The 17881-nt window shown below is 39.6% G+C and carries 14 protein-coding genes and 1 tRNA gene; 2 read left to right on the top strand and 13 right to left on the bottom strand.

The window, feature by feature from the left end:
• The first annotated feature begins 244 nt into the window (after positions 1–244).
• Positions 245–1711 carry a flavin-containing monooxygenase gene (locus LEPBI_RS08345; protein ID WP_012388673.1) on the top strand — a complete coding sequence of 489 codons (1467 nt, stop codon included), beginning with the start codon at positions 245–247 and terminating at the stop codon, positions 1709–1711.
• Between the two features lie 151 nt (positions 1712–1862).
• Here LEPBI_RS08345 and LEPBI_RS08340 read toward each other — a convergent pair whose 3' ends face one another.
• On the bottom strand, positions 1863–2582 hold the full coding sequence (locus LEPBI_RS08340; RefSeq protein ID WP_167530797.1) for a L,D-transpeptidase family protein: 720 nt from the start codon (positions 2580–2582) through the stop codon (positions 1863–1865).
• A gap of 47 nt (positions 2583–2629) precedes the next feature.
• Positions 2630–2702, bottom strand: a tRNA-Asn gene (locus LEPBI_RS08335).
• A gap of 222 nt (positions 2703–2924) precedes the next feature.
• On the opposite strand from LEPBI_RS08335, the gene LEPBI_RS08330 reads away from it, so the two are divergent.
• Positions 2925–6551 (top strand): vitamin B12-dependent ribonucleotide reductase, encoded by a 3627-nt coding sequence (locus LEPBI_RS08330; protein ID WP_012388671.1) that lies wholly within the window; start codon positions 2925–2927, stop codon positions 6549–6551.
• 236 nt (positions 6552–6787) lie between these two features.
• On the opposite strand, the gene gspN is transcribed toward LEPBI_RS08330, so the two are convergent.
• From gspN to gspD, 11 genes are read right to left on the bottom strand one after another with little or no spacing between them, the layout of a single operon-like run.
• Positions 6788–7750 carry a type II secretion system protein GspN gene (gene gspN, locus LEPBI_RS08325; protein ID WP_012388670.1) on the bottom strand — a complete coding sequence of 321 codons (963 nt, stop codon included), beginning with the start codon at positions 7748–7750 and terminating at the stop codon, positions 6788–6790.
• Positions 7751–8275: a hypothetical protein gene (locus tag LEPBI_RS08320; RefSeq protein WP_012388669.1), complete on the bottom strand. Its 525-nt coding sequence runs from the start codon at positions 8273–8275 to the stop codon at positions 7751–7753. It abuts the gene before it with no gap.
• Positions 8275–9897: a cell division protein FtsA gene (gene pilM, locus LEPBI_RS08315; protein WP_012388668.1), complete on the bottom strand. Its 1623-nt coding sequence runs from the start codon at positions 9895–9897 to the stop codon at positions 8275–8277. The genes LEPBI_RS08320 and pilM overlap by 1 nt, the downstream gene beginning before the upstream one ends.
• Before the next feature lie 2 nt (positions 9898–9899).
• Complete coding sequence (locus LEPBI_RS08310) at positions 9900–11000, bottom strand: type II secretion system minor pseudopilin (RefSeq protein WP_012476275.1); 1101 nt, start codon at positions 10998–11000, stop codon at positions 9900–9902.
• A complete protein-coding gene (locus tag LEPBI_RS08305; RefSeq protein ID WP_012388666.1) occupies positions 10963–11634 on the bottom strand; it encodes a type II secretion system protein GspJ in 672 nt (223 codons plus the stop codon). Before LEPBI_RS08305 ends, LEPBI_RS08310 begins: the two co-directional genes overlap by 38 nt.
• On the bottom strand, positions 11634–12179 hold the full coding sequence (locus tag LEPBI_RS08300) for a prepilin-type cleavage/methylation domain-containing protein (protein WP_420804591.1): 546 nt from the start codon (positions 12177–12179) through the stop codon (positions 11634–11636). Before LEPBI_RS08300 ends, LEPBI_RS08305 begins: the two co-directional genes overlap by 1 nt.
• Positions 12139–12771: a prepilin-type N-terminal cleavage/methylation domain-containing protein gene (locus tag LEPBI_RS08295; protein ID WP_012476273.1), complete on the bottom strand. Its 633-nt coding sequence runs from the start codon at positions 12769–12771 to the stop codon at positions 12139–12141. The genes LEPBI_RS08300 and LEPBI_RS08295 overlap by 41 nt, the downstream gene beginning before the upstream one ends.
• On the bottom strand, positions 12746–13207 hold the full coding sequence (locus tag LEPBI_RS08290; protein WP_012388663.1) for a type II secretion system protein GspG: 462 nt from the start codon (positions 13205–13207) through the stop codon (positions 12746–12748). The genes LEPBI_RS08295 and LEPBI_RS08290 overlap by 26 nt, the downstream gene beginning before the upstream one ends.
• Positions 13208–13212: 5 nt before the next feature.
• On the bottom strand, positions 13213–14439 hold the full coding sequence (locus LEPBI_RS08285) for a type II secretion system F family protein (RefSeq protein WP_012388662.1): 1227 nt from the start codon (positions 14437–14439) through the stop codon (positions 13213–13215).
• A 4-nt stretch (positions 14440–14443) separates the two neighbouring features.
• The gene (gene gspE / locus LEPBI_RS08280) at positions 14444–16120 is read right to left on the bottom strand and encodes a type II secretion system ATPase GspE (RefSeq protein WP_012388661.1); all 1677 of its coding nucleotides are present in this window, start codon (positions 16118–16120) and stop codon (positions 14444–14446) included.
• The gene (gspD, locus tag LEPBI_RS08275) at positions 16117–17880 is read right to left on the bottom strand and encodes a type II secretion system secretin GspD (RefSeq protein WP_012388660.1); all 1764 of its coding nucleotides are present in this window, start codon (positions 17878–17880) and stop codon (positions 16117–16119) included. Before gspD ends, gspE begins: the two co-directional genes overlap by 4 nt.
• Position 17881: the final 1 nt, after the last annotated feature.

Here is a 17881-nt window from a genome sequence, read left to right as displayed (position 1 = left end):
AAGTTTGGCTGGGCGCTCTGGCCTATGGTAACATTGGTTTGAACCAAAGTAAGATTTGTTCAAGGATCGAATTCTAGAATCAGGAAGATTCCCATAAAAATTTCCGTTTTCCCTTTTTTATCATACATATGTTTTTTTTATTGCAAATGTTCAATAATCTGATGTCATTCTCTCTCAGTTGTGTAATACAGAACCATGTTCTCGTAACAATACAAAGTTTGAAACATACCGAATGAGGGAACAAATGACAACATCAGGTTTTAGAAATCCATCTGTTGTGGTGATCGGTGCTGGAATGACAGGCATTCTTCTAGCGATTGAATTAGAAAAAGCAGGGATCACCGACATTACCATTTTAGAAAAGAAACATGACTTAGGTGGGACATGGCGAGAGAACACCTATCCTGGTGTTGCCTGTGATATCCCGGCCCATATGTATACTTATAGTTTTGCGCCAAATCCTGAATGGAGCCATCGTTTTGCCCATGGTGACGAAATCCAAGCGTACTTCAAACGTGTGAGTGATGAATACAAAGTGACTCCCAAAATCCACTTCAACGAGGCAGTCACGGAAAGTTCTTATCAGAATGCAAAGTGGACCATCAAAACCTCAAAGGACAAAACCTATGTTTCTGATTTTCTCATTTCGGCAACAGGGATCCTGCACCATCCAGCCAAACCAAATATCCCTGGTCTCGAACGTTTCCAAGGAAAATGTTTCCATACAGCGGAATGGGACCATTCTGTTCCTCTCGAAGGGAAACGAATTGGAGTCATTGGAACAGGTTCCACAGCGGCACAAGTCATTCCGGAAGTGATGAAACTTGGCAAAAAAGTATCTGTATTCCAAAGGACTCCTCAGTGGATTGTAAAAGTACCCGATACAACCTACACAGAAGAAGACAAAAAAAAATGGAGGAAGGAACCGAATCTCTTAAAACGATTCCACAAATGGTATACATTTGCCGTCGAACAAACCTTTTCCAAAGCCGTGATCGGCAAAAAAATTCCTCATATGCTCATGAGTTTTTTATGCAAACGAAATCTTCGTACATCTGTAAAAGATCCTGAATTGAGAAAAAAACTAACACCCAACTATCGAGTTGGTTGCAAACGTGTGATTGTAAATTCTACTTTTTACGATGCCATCCAAAAACCTAACGCAGATCTGGTGACAGAAGGGATAGAAAAAATCACAGAAAAAGGTGTGGTGACAAAAGATGGTAAACTCCATGAATTGGATGTTTTAGTTCTCGCGACTGGATTCCACCCCTTTCATTTTATGCGTCCTATGAATTTAACCGGAGAAAATGGAATCTCCATCGAAACAGCCTGGAAAAAGAAGGTACAAGCATATCGATCACTATTTATCCCCCACTTCCCCAATTTTGTTTTAATGTTAGGACCGAACACCCCCATTGGAAATTTTTCTGTCATTGCAATGAGCGAAGTACAAACCAAATACGTCTTAAAGATCATTGAAGATTGGAGGAGAGGAAAATTCAACTCAATCCAAGCGACAGAGGAAGCCTTACATCGATTTGCAGCGTATTTGAAAAAAGGAATGGCTGGAACTGTTTGGCTCGGTGGTTGTCAAAGTTGGTATTTAGATCCTGATGGAGACCCTGCCATGTGGCCCTATACCTGGAAACAATGGGAAAAGGAAATGAAAACACCTGATTACAATGATTTTAGTCTCACCACCCAATAAATTATAATCCAAACCTAAACAACATTTTTGCCGGTAGTTTCGAAAGGAATTCCGGCCTTTTTGATTTTAGAATCGTAATATAAATTTTAAATATACTGAGAACCAATCATCATCGAAACGGTATGGTGAGTGAACGTTTTGAATTTAGAATTCAAATTTGATCTTCTGATTCGATCAAAAGGAAGTATGGATTTTTTTTGCCATCTAATCTTTGTATAATGGATTCTAAATCGGTAAGTTTGATGCCAACACAACCTGACGTAGGTTTGGTTTCCGCCCAAGGGTGAAGAAAAATCATACTCCCAAAACCGGGAATGCTTGGATTTGTATTATGTTCAATGACAATCAAAAGTTCGTAAATTGCAGAATTCCATAAGGGTGTCGCTCCTTTTTCCTTCTGGCGGATGAATTGATTGTAATGTTTTGAAGTGGTGACATCACTCCAATGGTCATTTTTTCGTATTTTAATATATTCTAAATTACGAATGGACTGGTTTCCTTTTCCCAAAACTCTTTTTATGGGAAAATCACCTTTTGGCGTGAACCCATCCCCTTCACGTTTTTTTTCCTTTTGGATGAGGCCACTTTTACCGAACCAAACAGGAATCGAAGAAAGGATGGTTTTCCACTCTCCCCCTTCCACAGAAAAAAAATGAAGTTTCCCTTGGGTTTCACCAGGTTTCCCTATGATGAGAAGGATTTGTTCGGATTGGTAAACATCGGGAACTTGGACAGATGGAGGGAAAACTTCCTTGGGAGAGGCGACTAAAAACGAAGGAAAACTCCCTGAAATCAGGAAAAAAAGGAAAAAATTGAGGTAAAAATGGAAATTGGAACGAAAAATGCTAGAAAATTTTAGGGAAATATCCAAGAATTTCGGAAAGGACGTGGATTTCAATTTGCTAAAAAGCAAGACCGCTCCCCCTGCTGGGCTCGAACCAGCGACCCAATGATTAACAGTCATTTGCTCTACCGACTGAGCTAAAGGGGAATCTCGAATCTGTGACCATGCTACGGAGAAAGGTCGCTAGGTCAACGAAAAAAATGTCTCATACCTACGGGAAATTTTGAAAAAATTCTAAAAATTCCCGTCACTTAGGCTGAAAAAATAGATGTTTCCAACTTAAGATTCCTTCATTGTGACATAATCCTCTCCGTTCCTGGTAGAGGAAAAAATAGAAATTTTATATGTTGTTTGAGATGGGGTTCTGGCATGAAGATTGAGAGGCATTTTACCAAAGGGAACAAGGGTTTATACCCAAATTTAACATGGGTTCGTAAGGACTCAAAGATTACCAATACCGATGGATCCGTTGTGTTTGAAGCAAACGGCGTCGAAGTTCCTGATTTTTGGTCGCAAGTGGCAACCGATATCCTCGCGCAAAAGTACTTCCGCAGAAAAGGTGTACCCAAGTATCTCAAAAAAGTATCCGAAAAAGGAATCCCTGAATGGTTACAACGTTCAGTTCCCGATGATGAAAAACTTGCCGCCCTCAATCCAGAAGACCGTTATGTAGGAGAATTGGATTCCAAACAAGTATTCCACCGATTGGCGGGATGTTGGACCTATTGGGGATACAAATACGGTTACTTTACGGAAGAAGACAGTGCCCGTGTTTTTTACGAAGAAGTCATCTTTATGCTCGCAAGTCAAATGGCAGCACCCAACTCCCCACAATGGTTCAACACAGGACTCCACTGGGCTTATGGTATTGATGGAAAATCACAAGGCCATTATTATGTAGATCCAAAATCGGGAAAATTAGTCAGATCCGCCTCTTCTTACGAACACCCACAACCTCATGCATGTTTCATCCAATCTGTCGATGATGACCTAGTGAATGAAGGTGGGATCATGGACCTTTGGGTCAGAGAAGCTCGCCTTTTCAAATACGGTTCTGGTACAGGAACCAATTTCTCCAATTTACGAGCTGCCAATGAATCTCTCTCTGGTGGTGGAAAAAGTTCAGGGCTCATGTCTTTCTTAAAAATTGGAGACCGTGCTGCAGGGGCCATCAAATCGGGTGGAACCACTCGACGTGCCGCAAAGATGGTTTGTCTCGATATGGACCACCCCGACATCGAAGAGTTTATCGATTGGAAAGTACAAGAAGAGAAAAAAGTAGCTTCCCTTGTGACTGGATCGATCTTAAACAACAGACTCTTAAACGATATTATGAGTGCTTGTGCTTCCGCCAAACAATCACTCGGTGAGGAAAAAGCATACGATCCAGCTGCCAATGTGGAACTCAAAAAAGCCATCCAAAAAGCAAGGAAGGCCTTTGTTCCAGACAACTACATCAAACGAGTGATCGACTTATCCAAACAAGGATACAAAGACCTACTCTTTGAAGAACTCACAACTGATTGGCAATCAGAAGCATACAATACTGTTTCTGGTCAAAATTCCAATAACTCAGTGCGAATCACAAATGAATTTATGGAAGCGGTGGAAAAAGACCTTCCCTTCCACCTCATCAATCGTACAGAAAAAGAAAATGCTCGCAAAGATGGTCGTGAACCCAAGGCAGCAAAAACGTTAAGGGCTCGTGACCTCTGGGAAAGGATTGCAAACGCTGCTTGGAACTCAGCTGACCCAGGAACACAATACCATAGTACCATCAACGAATGGCATACATGCCCTGAAGATGGCGCGATCAATGCATCCAATCCATGTTCGGAATACATGTTCCTAGACAACACGGCATGTAACTTGGCATCTGCAAACTTAGTAAAATTCTTAAAAGAAGATGGAACCTTTGATGTAGAGGGATACCGTTACTTAAACAAAATCTGGACCATCATCTTAGAAATCTCAGTTCTTATGGCGCAGTTCCCTTCCAAAGAAATTGCGGAACTTTCTTACAAGTTTAGAACGTTAGGACTCGGTTACGCAAACCTTGGTTCCCTTCTGATGATCATGGGAATTCCTTATGATTCACAAGAAGCGATGGCTGTCACTGGTGCGATTTCCTCCATCATGCATATGACAGCATATGCCACTTCAGCAGAAATGGCAAAAGAACTGGGACCATTTGCAGGATACGAAAAAAATAAAAACCATATGTTACGTGTGATTCGTAACCATAGACGTGCTGCTTATAATGCACCAAAAGAAGAATACGAAGGCCTCACCATCACTCCCGTGGGAATCAACCCTTCCTTCTTACCTTCATACCTACTCGAAGCAGCAAAAGAAGATTCTGACAGAGCATTGGAACTTGGAGAACAATATGGTTACCGCAATGCACAAGTCACTGTGATTGCTCCAACAGGAACCATTGGTCTTGTGATGGATTGTGATACAACCGGGATCGAACCTGACTTTGCTCTCGTGAAATACAAAAAATTGGCTGGTGGTGGTTACTTTAAAATCATCAACCAATCAGTTCCAGCAGCGCTGAAAAAACTTGGTTATAGCCAAGCAGAACAAGATGCGATAGTCAATTACTGCAAAGGCCATGCAACCTTTAATGGTGCTCCTGGGGTCAACACAGCTCGTTTGAAAGAAAAAGGATTCACAGAAGATGTTTTAGAAAAACTGGAAAAACAACTTCCATTTGTTTTCGACATCCAATTTGCTTTCAACAAATTCACATTAGGCGAAGATTTCCTTGCAAAAACATTGGGAATTGACCCTTCCCTTTACAACTCAATGGGATTCAATTTATTAGAGACCTTGGGATTTTCTGCAGATGAAATAACACAAGCAAATGATTATGTTTGTGGGACAATGACCATCGAAAATGCTCCTTTTATCAAAGAGAAGGATTTGCCAGTTTTTGATTGTGCCAACAAATGTGGGAAATACGGAAAACGATTTTTATCTTATCAATCACACATCCGAATTATGGCGGCGGCTCAACCATTCATTTCGGGTGCCATTTCCAAAACAATCAACCTTCCAGAAGAGGCAACCATTGAAGATGTGAAAAACGCATATCTCATGTCCTGGAAGGTAATGATCAAAGCAAACGCTCTCTACCGAGACGGATCAAAACTTTCCCAACCACTCAACTCCGTATTCCAGTTGTTAAGTGCTGTTGGTGAGGATGAAGAAGAATTACAAACGTCTTCTGCTCCGAAAACGGTAACAGAAGTTGCTGAAAAACTAGTGTATAAATACATTTCGGAAAGAAGGAAACTCCCTCACCGACGTGCAGGATACACTCAAAAAGCGATGGTGGGTGGTCACAAAGTATACCTCCGAACTGGCGAATACGAAGATGGCCAACTAGGTGAAATCTTTATCGATATGCATAAAGAAGGAGCTGCTTTTAGGTCCCTTATGAATGCTTTTGCGATCGCAGTTTCACTTGGATTACAACACGGCGTTCCTTTGGAAGAGTTTGTGGAAGCATTTACCTTCTTCAAATTTGAACCAAACGGAATGGTGTCTGGCAACCCTCACATCAAAATGTCCACGTCTGTGATTGACTACATCTTTAGAGAACTTGCGATCACTTATCTTGGTCGATACGACTTGGCACAAGTATCACCTGATGATTTGAGAACTGATGAAGTGGGAAGGAAAGCAGAACCGGCGAAAGATAACGTGGGAAAGTTGGAAAGTAGCGGACCTCGTACTCCGCTACCTGTCAATGCAATCTCTATGAAATCAGTCCTTGAAGATAAACAAGAAGTAGTAGTGGCGGTTGCGGGACAATCAACACAACCAACGCAAGCGCAATCAGCGGCGGCAACTCTGAAAATCATCGCAGAAGCAAGGACCAAGGGATATACAGGAGATTCCTGTACGGAATGCGGATCTTTCCAAATGGTGAGAAATGGAGCATGCCTCAAGTGTATCTCTTGTGGCTCCACAACAGGTTGTTCCTAAAGAAACAGCAAAACCTCTAGTGGAAAATACAAAACACTAGAGGGATTTGTATCCAAAACATCGTCCTTTTTAACAGGAAAAGGTGCTAAAAAGGACTGTTCAAACAGTCCTTTTTTTTTCTAACGAAATTCAATCACAAATCTGAAATCCAGTTTTTATGATCATCGATAACGAAAGTAACTAACATCCATTAAAAATCGATGTTAGTCACGAATGAATTCGCGATGAGAATCGTGTTATGGGGTTGGTGCAGGTTCAATCGAACCTTCTTCTGATTTGGGAAGCCCACCACCTAACTGGTTTAGGTTGGGTAGATCCACCTTGGGAGAAGCAATTGTACCACGTAGAGGAATACAAGTTTTTCCACCTTCTTGGGGTAATAATGCAACCATTCCTACTAAATCTTGACGTTCCAATGCAAACTTATCTGTGAAAGAAAAACACAATTTCAAATCCAATTGTGAAAAAGAAAGAGTATCCGATAACCGAACCACTCCCTGGAATTGGAATTTTGCAATATTCGAATCCAAACTTCCTCTTTCGATGAGTAGTTTTCCAGAACGAATTTTAAATAGTAAATTTGCCTTTTTGATATCAGTTCCTTTTAATGTCCCCAAAAAAGGTATGTCCATGGATTCTTTGATTTTCCCGCCAGATAGAGAGATTTCTCCTTCTCCATTCCATTTCGTAATCTTTTCGTCTAACGGAGACAAACGAATTGGTAAATCAAGGGTTTGAATTCCAATCGAAATGTCACTTCCTTCATAACTAAAATATCCAACATTTACATCTCCTTCCAAACGGGATTGTAACAATCCCAAGAGTGAAATTCCAAGACTTACTTCTTCTGCTTTTAAAGAAGTTCCAGTAGGAAAACTGACGACAAAACTATCAAAGGACTTACGTCCAATCATAGGGAAATGAATTTCCTTTGCGTCCATAAAAATTCCAGTTTCTTTGCCCGTTTTAATGAGAAGAGAACGAACTATTTCATTGAGTGGAAAAATAAAAATAGTGAAAACAAAAAAAGAGACGATAGAAATGGTGATTAAAATTAAAATTTCTTTTCGATTAACCTTAGTATGTTCCTCATCAGAATCTTCTTCAAATAATTCGTTATCTTCTTCAAGAAGAGATTCTTGAACAATCAAATCTTCTTCTAAATCAAAATCTTCCTCTAAATCGTTTTCTTTTGCCATTTATTTACCCTTCGACAAACGACTATAAGATGAAACTTTAAGATTCACATCATAGATCTCTTTTTCAGCAAATGGTTTTCGAAAACTTAGGAGATCAACCTTTGCTTGGATTTGTTTGTTTTTTTCGATATCATATACAAGTTTGATAATGTCTTGTAACAAAACTGATCGAAAAGAAACGTCAATTGTGATTTTGTTATAATCCTTTTGAATGACGTTACTTGTATCCTTCATGGTTTGGACTTTGTCTTTTAAATTATATCGCACCAAAATCTGATCGAGTTTGGAATACATCACGCTGACATCTTCTTCACTACCACCCGACTGTAAACCTCGCAAATAATTGTATTCGCGAATCACACGATCAAGTTCACCCGCCTGTGATCTTGTTTCAAATATTTCTTCGGATAGATTATTTCTTAGATCAGATAACAATGTCACAATTGTATAAATGCCAAGAAGAGAGACAAAACTGATAAGTCCAATCACAAGGACCCGTTCTCTATCGTTCAAACGATCAAACATTATGGTTCATCCTTAGGTGTCACAACATCCATTTTGATTTTAAAACTAACCTTATACTTATTTACTCCTGTAATGAGTCGTTTGTTTTGAATTTGGATATTTGTAAATTTTTCGGATTTTTCTAGGGCGGATTGGATGGTTCCAATTTCTCCAAATTCATTGACCCTTCCATAAATTTGAATTTCCTTCTCTTCAAAATTAAATTGATCCAAAATGAAAGGTAATACTTCAGGAGATGGAAATTGTTCAGTTGCTTCATTCAAAACATCCAAAACACTCTCTTGGGATAAAAATAAGCGATAAATTTCTGTTTTTTTACGTTCAGCTTTCAATTTATTGTTAGCTGCAAAAACAGGATCTTCATCTTCACCTAACTCCCCACCAATTCCATTTTTATACTTTTCCATTAATATCTGTTTGCCTGCGGCAATTTTACGTTTATCTAAAATAATCCCGATGAGAAAAACACCAAATAACAAAACTAAGGAAATGCTGACTAAGATGATATGTGGTTTGAACGCTGAAAGTTTAAACCGGTTTGTGTGTATTTTTTTAGCAAATCCAGTTTCTAAAAAATTGACTCGGCTTCGTGATTCAAAATGAACACCAGTCGCGACTGCCGTCACAAAACTCGGATCATTGATTCCTAAAAATTCATACCGACCTGTTTTGATCCCTAATTTTTCTTCTAAAAAGGCTGTAAGGCCAGGGTAGAGACTTGCACCACCAGAAAGTAGAATCAAACTTGGTCGTTCTTGTTCCGGTAATGAAAAAATACTATTTTCAACTTCATGTATAATTTGGTCTAATTTGGCTAAAATAAATTTCTTAAGTGACTTAAATTGTGTCAGATTGATATGAAATTGATTTAAAAATTTTGTTTCTTCCGATTTCTCAATTGTATCATATAAAAAACCAACTGGCAAAGATTCTTTCACAAGCCTTGCTTCGTCCATATCTATCCTAAGTATGTTTGCAATTTCGGAAGTAACCTCTTCTCCACCAATATAAATTTGGCGAGTGTGTCTTAGTTTCCCATCGTACAAAATATTTAATATGCTATACCTACCACCTAAATCGAGTTGTAAGATAGTTTTATCACCAACTAACAATGGGTAATTTTTTGTGATTAACGCCGAAAGCACAAATGAGTCCAATGACAAACAACTTAAAGTTAGATCCCCTTTCGCAAATGGTTTTAAAGCACGAAATAATTCGGAATGGTGAACATTAAAGGTGATGACATCTGAATTTTCTTTTCCAGTTCTCCAGGTTTTCCCGATGACTTCCAATTCTTCCATGGGATATGGAACTAAATTTTCGACTTCAAAAGGTAAAACTTCCTGGATGGCTTTTTCAGAAACAAGAGGAACTGTAATATCGCGTACAAATAAATTATGAATTCCTAAATTAATGAGAAATCGATTTTCTTCGGGGAAAAAACTTTGGATGAATCGAATGATATTGTATTCAAAAGGATCTCCTTCATTTTCTTCAAGTTCCACGATTGGTAAACTTTCTGTCCGAAGGATCACTACTTTGCCTAAAACTTTCTTAAATAATACTCCCTTCAAAAATGTGGAGCCGTAATCGATTGCAAGATACTGGTCAAATGATAACATAATTAATCTTCTGTGTAGTATAACATCTGGTTGTTGGTAAGATCAAATAAACCTGTTACCTTACGAACCACTTTATCCTTAATGATCCCTACTCCCGTTATTTTGTAAACTTCACCTTTTGTTTTGATCCGACCACCAGAAACATCAGTTCCTTCTCCAGCCAATTCCTTATATAAGGTTAGGTCTCCTGTGGTTTTCACTTGGAACTCCGGTTCTGTCTCCAGATCTTTCAATTCTTTAATATAGCCTCCTTTCTGCAACTTGAGTTTCAAAATTTTCATGGCGGCTTGTTTGGTCATAAAATCGGAAAGGGAAATGAGGACAAAATAAGGTGCTGTATTGATATTGATTCGGTCATCATAGGAATCCCCCGCGGGCAAATAGGCGGTGATATTATTGGAGAGCACATAATCTTTATCGGAACGTAGCGCCCTTTCCTCTTCTGTCATAAAGTCTTTTGAATTATTTTTGTCGTAATCTTTGGGTTTTAAACTCTCATACACCGTCGCCCGATCAAATCCCTTTACGTTCAAAAGTTCTGAAAGGGAGTAAAAAGGTGCATTTTTGATTTTTCTGGGAGGAGTCAAACGATTGTAATAATACTGCTCCGCACCACCACCCGTTTCCTGATGGTTTTCATCGATCCAATCCAAAATCGGAAAGATCATCTCACGTTTGAGCCCAAATTGATAAAATAATCTCGTGACCATTTCAATTGTCCTTTGGTTCGGTTGGTCATCATAAATTTTCACAAGCGAATTGATATTGATTTTACCATCTTCAGGACTCATGGTATAATAGATCACACCACCTCCGAGGGGGATGGGAGGTGGATCCATCGCGAGGCCTGATTGGTACAATACCTCTTCTGGGATTTTTTTTAGAGCACCAACGGCACCCATAAATCCAGCCTTAGCCAACATATGGGCCCGAAAACCATCTGCTTGTGCCCTTGCTACGCGGTATTCAGTTGCCGCATCCTCAAAAAATTTGGACGCAGTAAAAAGGGATGCAGTTCCTATCGCCATCACGAGGAGATAGACCATAAATCCTTTTTTGAATTGTTTATTTGTAAAGAATGACCGGATGCGCAAGCGATTCATATTTAACAAAGGCACTCCCTACTAAAGATATAATTTCAAACCGAATCAGACGTGGGATTTTTTTTGTGGTCCGAGAGTTCCAATCATCGACCCATTTATCTCCCCTTTCAGAAAATTTCATTTGAAAACTTTTTACATTTTCGAGTAATACGTGTTCAACGCCACCTTGGGTGGGAAATGTATCAATCATTTCATCTTCTCGGCGGATCAGATAGGATAAACCATCCATTTTAGGGTTAGGCATTTTTCGTAAATAAAAAGATACTTCTCTTACAGAGGCTTGTCCCTCTTCTTCGGAATTGGGATTGGACGTCGCAAATACAATCCTGTCATTCCTTGACCCAGTCACTCCCTCTTGTTTTCCTACAAATAAAATTCGTTTTTGGTTATCGATAAAATAAGTACGAGATAGTGTCCCGCGGATATTTTCCATTGCATATAAAATATCTTTCCTGTTGGCACCTTTGTTCGAAGCACCTTTTTTAGAGATTTTATTGGCAGTATAAAAAACAGAAAAAATGCCAGTAAAGATAACCGCCATAATCATCACAACAATCGAAATTTCAACTAAGGTAAACCCTTTTCGAACTTTCAAGCTTTTAAGAAAGTGAGATGTGCGAGACCAAACTTTCATTAGTATTTCGTACTCCGGAAAGTTTCAACAGTATAGGTTTCTTTTTTATTCCCATCCATATAAAAAATGGACACTTTCACCCGGAATACCTTTAGAACTCCCCCAGTTTCAAAACTTTTTTTCTGTCCCCTTTTTTTCATTAAGTCACTGAGTCCCACATCCTTGTCACCTAACATATCTTTCGGTGCTTTTTTACGTAGTTCTTCTGCATTGGGACCACCAGCCAGTTTGAGTAGATCCATTTCCTCTTCTTTGATTTCTGTTTCAAATGTATATCCAGGAAACGCATCAATGGATCCGCGTGATGTATCCGTTTGCATCGTAGTAGAGGAGTCCACTTGGGCCATTTTGATTTTTGCCAAGTGAACCGCATTGGAAAGTAAAACAGCTTTTTTTTGGTAAGAGATTCCCTCAGCGATCATCGAATAGGTATAGGTCATGACCATCGCGGCCATAGCCATCGCAATTGTGACTTCAAATAATGTGAAGGCTGACCTTTTGGGATTAACGAGGTTGTGTTTTTGCATTGGGGTCAATTTGTTCATCTCGTTCATCCAATCCGTAAGAAATCTTTTGGATTGAATTTGTTTCTGGCTCTGGAAAAAATTCGAATTTGTGGATTTTAATTTTCCCACCATAACGATAAATTTGAATGGTCCGTTTGATTTCCGTATCGGAACCAACATACAAAAACATATCCGTTGTTGTGCCTTGAGGAGTGAAGATAATTCGAATTTTACCTTCATTCCTTGGTTTCCCACCTAAGTCCCGTACGCTTGTAATTTTGGAATAAAACGGAAGGGTAACCTTTTTTAAAATCGGTTCTTCCTCGAGTCCCCCTTCTTCTCGTTTCAGTAAAAAAAACTGGTATTCCCTTTTTTCAAAATCATAAACAAAGAGAACAGCTTGGTTTGTGAGTTGGGCTTTGTTATAACCAAACTTAAAGGATTCTTGTAATTTGACAGAGATATCTTCGGTGGAAGGGATGATGAGGTTTCGAAGCGAACCTCCCACAATCACCATGAGAAGTCCTAAGATAGAAATCACAACGACGATCTCAATGAGAGTGAGACCGTCGCGAAATTTTCTTTTCCTAAACGGAAATCGTTTTTTAACGGAAAGCGGCTGGGTAATCATCAGGAGATAGGATATTAAAATCTTTATTTTTTCCGTCTCCACCTTCTTTTTTATCTTCACCTAAAGTATAAATTTGAGGAACCGCTCCTTCAAACTTTAACACATACGGTGTTTTCCATGGGTCTTTTAAAACTGCCTTTTCGCGAATGATTGGTTCATAATCATCACCGATTTTGTCATCGTCCGGCTTTTCAATCAACGCTTGTAAACCTTGTTCTTCTGATGGATATTTATCATAAACTTCCAAATATCGTTCCAATGCGGTTTTTAAAACGGCACTGTCATTTTTCAGTTTCAATTTTTTTTCCCCTTCTCCTCGGTTTCCAATACTCGAGTAAAGAATGGCCATAAGTGATCCTAAAATGAGCATCACGACAGTAATCTCAATTAGAGTTAATCCCTCACGGATCTTTCTGTTGTTTCCTTTGATTTTCATGAACTCTACATCCCCTGGATTTCTTGAGTTAGTTTGTACATTGGCGTCATAATTGCCGCCATAATGGTAAAAATAATTCCACCCATTACTATGATCATCATAGGTTCTAATGATTGGGTCAAAGATTTTATTGCTGTATCCACCTCAGATTCGTAGATTTCTGAGAGTTTATTCATCATTTCTGGGACTTTATCGGAGGCTTCCCCGGCACTGAGCATCCCAAGGACCATCTGCGGAAGGACTTGGCTTCCTTGTAAGGAGTCGGAAAGTTTTCCCCCTTCCTTGATTTTGATGATCGCTGCATCAATCTCTTCCTTAAAAACCGTATGTCCCACAACATCCGAAACAATATTTAATGAAACAATGAGAGGCACACGGTTCAGAAGTAAAATGGACAGGTTTCTTGCAAAATTGGAAACTAAAATTTTACGAAGTAATGTCCCGATCACAGGGAGTCTTAGTAAAAATGTATCCCAAACTTTTTTTCCATCCTCTGAACTTTTCCATTTCAAAAAACTTAAAAAACTACCAGCGATGAATGCCAAAATAAAATACCAATAATTGGTGAGAACATAGGACAAAAAAATCACAGCTCGTGTGAGGAGTGGGAGTTTGGCATCAAAGGATGCAAACAACTGTTCAATTTGTGGGATCACCACCACAAGTAAAAAGATGGATACACCAAGAGACAATAAACCCATAATCATGGGGTAAATCATTGCCACCTGCACCTTTGATTTTAGTTCCGATGATTTTTCTTCCAGCTCCGCTAACCGGTGCAAGGTGTTTTCGTAATTTCCTGTCGATTCACCGACGGATATCAAACTTGGGTATTGGTCGGGAAACACAGTTTTGTGTTTTTTCATGGATTCAGAAAGACTCATTCCTTCTGTAATGTCTGCCCGCATTTCAATCAGAACTTTTTTGAAGTAAATATTCTCCACTTGGTCAATGATGGAAAGTAAACACTTATCCAGTGGGATTCCAGCTCCAATGAGAGTCCCTAATTGTTTACAAAAAAGACCAACATCCTTTCTTGGAATTCGATACAAAAGTTTTGATAAAAAAGGAAACAATTCCCTTTCTTCTTTTTCTCTATCTTCTTGAATGGATCTTACGTATAAACCTTTCGCTTTTAGTTTGTTCCGTGCTGCTTGCAAATTCACAGCATCAATGATGTTTTTTTCTTCTTTTCCCTTTTTATTAAAGGCAACGTAGGTATAAAGTGGCATAAACTTAAGATACCCGAAGGACTTCTTCAGGAGTTGTCACTCCCTCGATCACTTTGTACTTACCATATTCTTGAAGGACAGATAGTCCATTTTTAACGGCAAGTTCTTTGATGCGATTGGCATCGGCACCTTGTAAAATAGCGCGTTTGATTTCATCGTTCATGGTAAGGAGTTCGTATAGACCAGTTCGTCCCTTGTAACCTGAATTGAGACAAGAGCTACAACCTTTCCCGCGGTACAAAACCCCATTTTTTAGTTCTTTTCTTTGGATTCCAAGTCCCGCCAAATCTTTGTCAGTTGGTTTGTAGGAAGTTTTACAATCCTTACAAATCACACGAACAAGCCTTTGTGCCATAAAACCTAATACAGAACTCGTGATGAGATATGGTTCAATACCCATATCCACAAGCCTTGTCACTGCTGAGGATGCGTCATTGGTGTGTAAGGTTGAAAATACCAAGTGACCTGTTAGGGAAGCTTGGATGGCAATCCTTGCTGTTTCCTCATCCCGGATCTCCCCCACCATTACTACGTCCGGATCTTGTCGTAAAATGGAACGAAGTCCTGCTGCAAATGTAAGTCCAATTTTATCGTTCATCTGCATTTGGGAAATTCCATCCATTTGGTATTCCACTGGATCTTCACAGGTGATGATATTTCGTTCTTCTGTATTGATCTCAGATAAAGCAGAATAGAGAGTGGTTGATTTACCAGATCCCGTAGGACCCGTCACAAGTATGATTCCGTATGGTTTATAAATGAGTTCTTTGAATTCTTTTAAGATTTGAGGGTTAAAACCCATCGTATCAATGGAATACTTTTGGTCCGTTTTATTCAAAATCCTCATTACAATTCGTTCGCCGAATTGGCATGGGATGATGGAAACCCTGACATCCACGTCTTTACCAGCTAATCTTAGTTTAATTCTACCATCTTGCGGGAGCCTATTTTCCGCAATATTGAGATTCGACATAATTTTAATACGAGTGGAAATTCCCGCCAAATAGGACTTAGGTGGATTTAAAACTTTTTGTAACACACCGTCCACACGATACCGAACGATGACAGATTTTTCAAATGGTTCGATGTGGATATCGGAAGCGCGCTCGGACACAGCCTGGGATAAAATCACATTCACCATCTTGATGATGGGTGCTTCGTTAGAGAGATCGAGTGCGTCGGATTCGAAGGCATCGGAGAGATCTCCGAAACTTCCATCCATCTCATCCATCATTTCTTTTGCTTCTGCAGTTGTTTTATCAAACTGAGAATGGACGATGCGCATGATTTCGTTCTCGGTTGCGAGAACAAATTGAATTTCGTATCCTTTTAAGAAGGATCGCATATCATCCATCGGATGGAGGTCCGTTGGATCACTTGTGGCGACAAAAACTTTTTTTCCTTTGACTAGGAAGGGAACAATTTTGGAACGTTGGACTAGTTTCAAAGGGATCTTACTAAAGATCTCATCACTGGCAACAAACTCAAGTTTGTCGTAAAATTCCATTCTATGGAGTTTTGCCAGTGCCTTTAAAATGTCTGTTTCGGATGCGAGTCCTTTTTTTTGGATGATATGAGTGAGTGGAAGATTTGTTTTTTCCTGTTGTTTGGAAATATCCTCTAAATCCTTAATGGTAAGGATTCCATCTTCTAAAAGAATCTGCCCTAAACTTTTTCTCATCTCAGTTTCTTTTCTCGTTCATCCACCATCCTTTCTTGTTCATTTTTCTTTTGGATGGTCATTCGATCCGATTTATCCCGATCGTCCAGAATGTGCGGTGTTAAAAACACCATCAAATTGGTTTTGCGATTTTGGTTTGTGGTACGACGAAACAAAGTCCCAAGGAGGGGAATCTCCCCTAAAATGGGGATCTTTTGCACTTTCTTTTGTTTGTCATTGGAGAGGAGTCCTCCTATCACAATGGTTTGGATATTATCCACAACGATGGTTGTTTTGATATCACGTTTATTAAACGTTGGGTTTCCACCAGTGGCTTCCGATGAAATCCCCGCGACGTTTTTGATTTCTTGGTACAAATCGAGAGTGATGCGGTTGTTTTTATTGATATGTGGGGTAAACTTTAGTTTAATCCCTGTTGGACGGTATTCAAAGTTGGCTACCGTTACCGCGTTGTCTCCACCAAGACCCGCATTTCGATTTTGGGTACGAACGGGAACGTCTTGACCCACATTGATTTCTGCCTCTTGGTTGTCCAAGGTCAAAATTTGCGGAGCCGACAATACATTGAAGTTTTCATTGGTAGAGTTTGCATTCAAAATACCAATGATTTGTTGCCCACCACGGCGGATGAATCCAAGTGAAAAACCAGATAGTGTGTTCACATTGGTAGGACGACCATTTTTATCGATCACTCCCCCTTGTGCCGCAAGACCTGTGTTAAACTGTCCATAGGCAAGCTCTTGGTAACGCCAATCGATACCAAAATCATTTAAATCAGTCGAACTAAGCTCCACAATGAGAACTTCGAGTAACACCTGTTTTCTCGGTGTATCTAGAATTTTGATGATTTTTTTAATTTCTTCCCATTCTTGTGGCGTGGCTGTTACAATGAGTGAATTCGATTCTTTATGGGCCACTGCTTTGATTTTATCTTGTTTGCCTGGAACCTTGGGTGCTTGGGCAGTTGGCTGTGGTGGAGGGGCAGGTTTTCCATCAGCCCCCGCTTCACCAGGTGCACCTTGAGTCGTCGGAGCGACAGGCGCATCAGGCATATCCAATTTCACAAGGATGGCTGCGAGTTTTTCTGCTTCATTGTATTCCAAAGTATAAATATGGATGTCACCAGCCGAAGAAATGGACCCGGGTCCATCTGCTCTTACATCCAAATTATCAACTAACTTGAGTAATTTGTTGATATCTGCTGTGGAACCAGAAAAAATCAATGTGTTTTGGTTTTTAGGAATGATGATATCGGTATCGGGAGACGTGACACGTTTCAAGATGGGCTCAAGTTCAATGGCATTCGAAAACTCTAGTGGAACAATCTGAGTGATAGTTTTGTTTAAGGCAACTTCCGAATCAGAGACTGGATCCTTTCCGATCCGAACAATTTGTGACTTAGCGAGTGCGTCTTTGATTTTGACAACTTTAATGAGGTCATTTTCTTCGATGAGTCCAAACCCTTGGGTTTCCAAAACCGACTTCATAAATCCAAAGGCATCTTCAATCCGAACTCGTTTTTGAGAAATGATTGTGATCTTTTTGCCTTTCACCGCATCATCGATCAGAATATTTTTTTTGATGATGGCACTCATTCCCATAAGGAAGTCTTTGAGTTCTGTATCCCTCCAATCCGCAGTGAAACTAGCTGGTTCTTGTGAGGTTTTTGCTTTCGGTTTCCCTTTCTCTTGTGAAAAGTTGGGGGTTACAATTAAGTAAAGGCAAATACAAAGTACAACTGAGGGAAGTCGATTTCTCATT

Origin of the sequence: Leptospira biflexa serovar Patoc strain 'Patoc 1 (Paris)', from assembly GCF_000017685.1 — a bacterium.
Lineage (GTDB): Bacteria > Spirochaetota > Leptospiria > Leptospirales > Leptospiraceae > Leptospira_A > Leptospira_A biflexa.
This window is presented reverse-complemented; position numbering and strand designations above follow the sequence as displayed.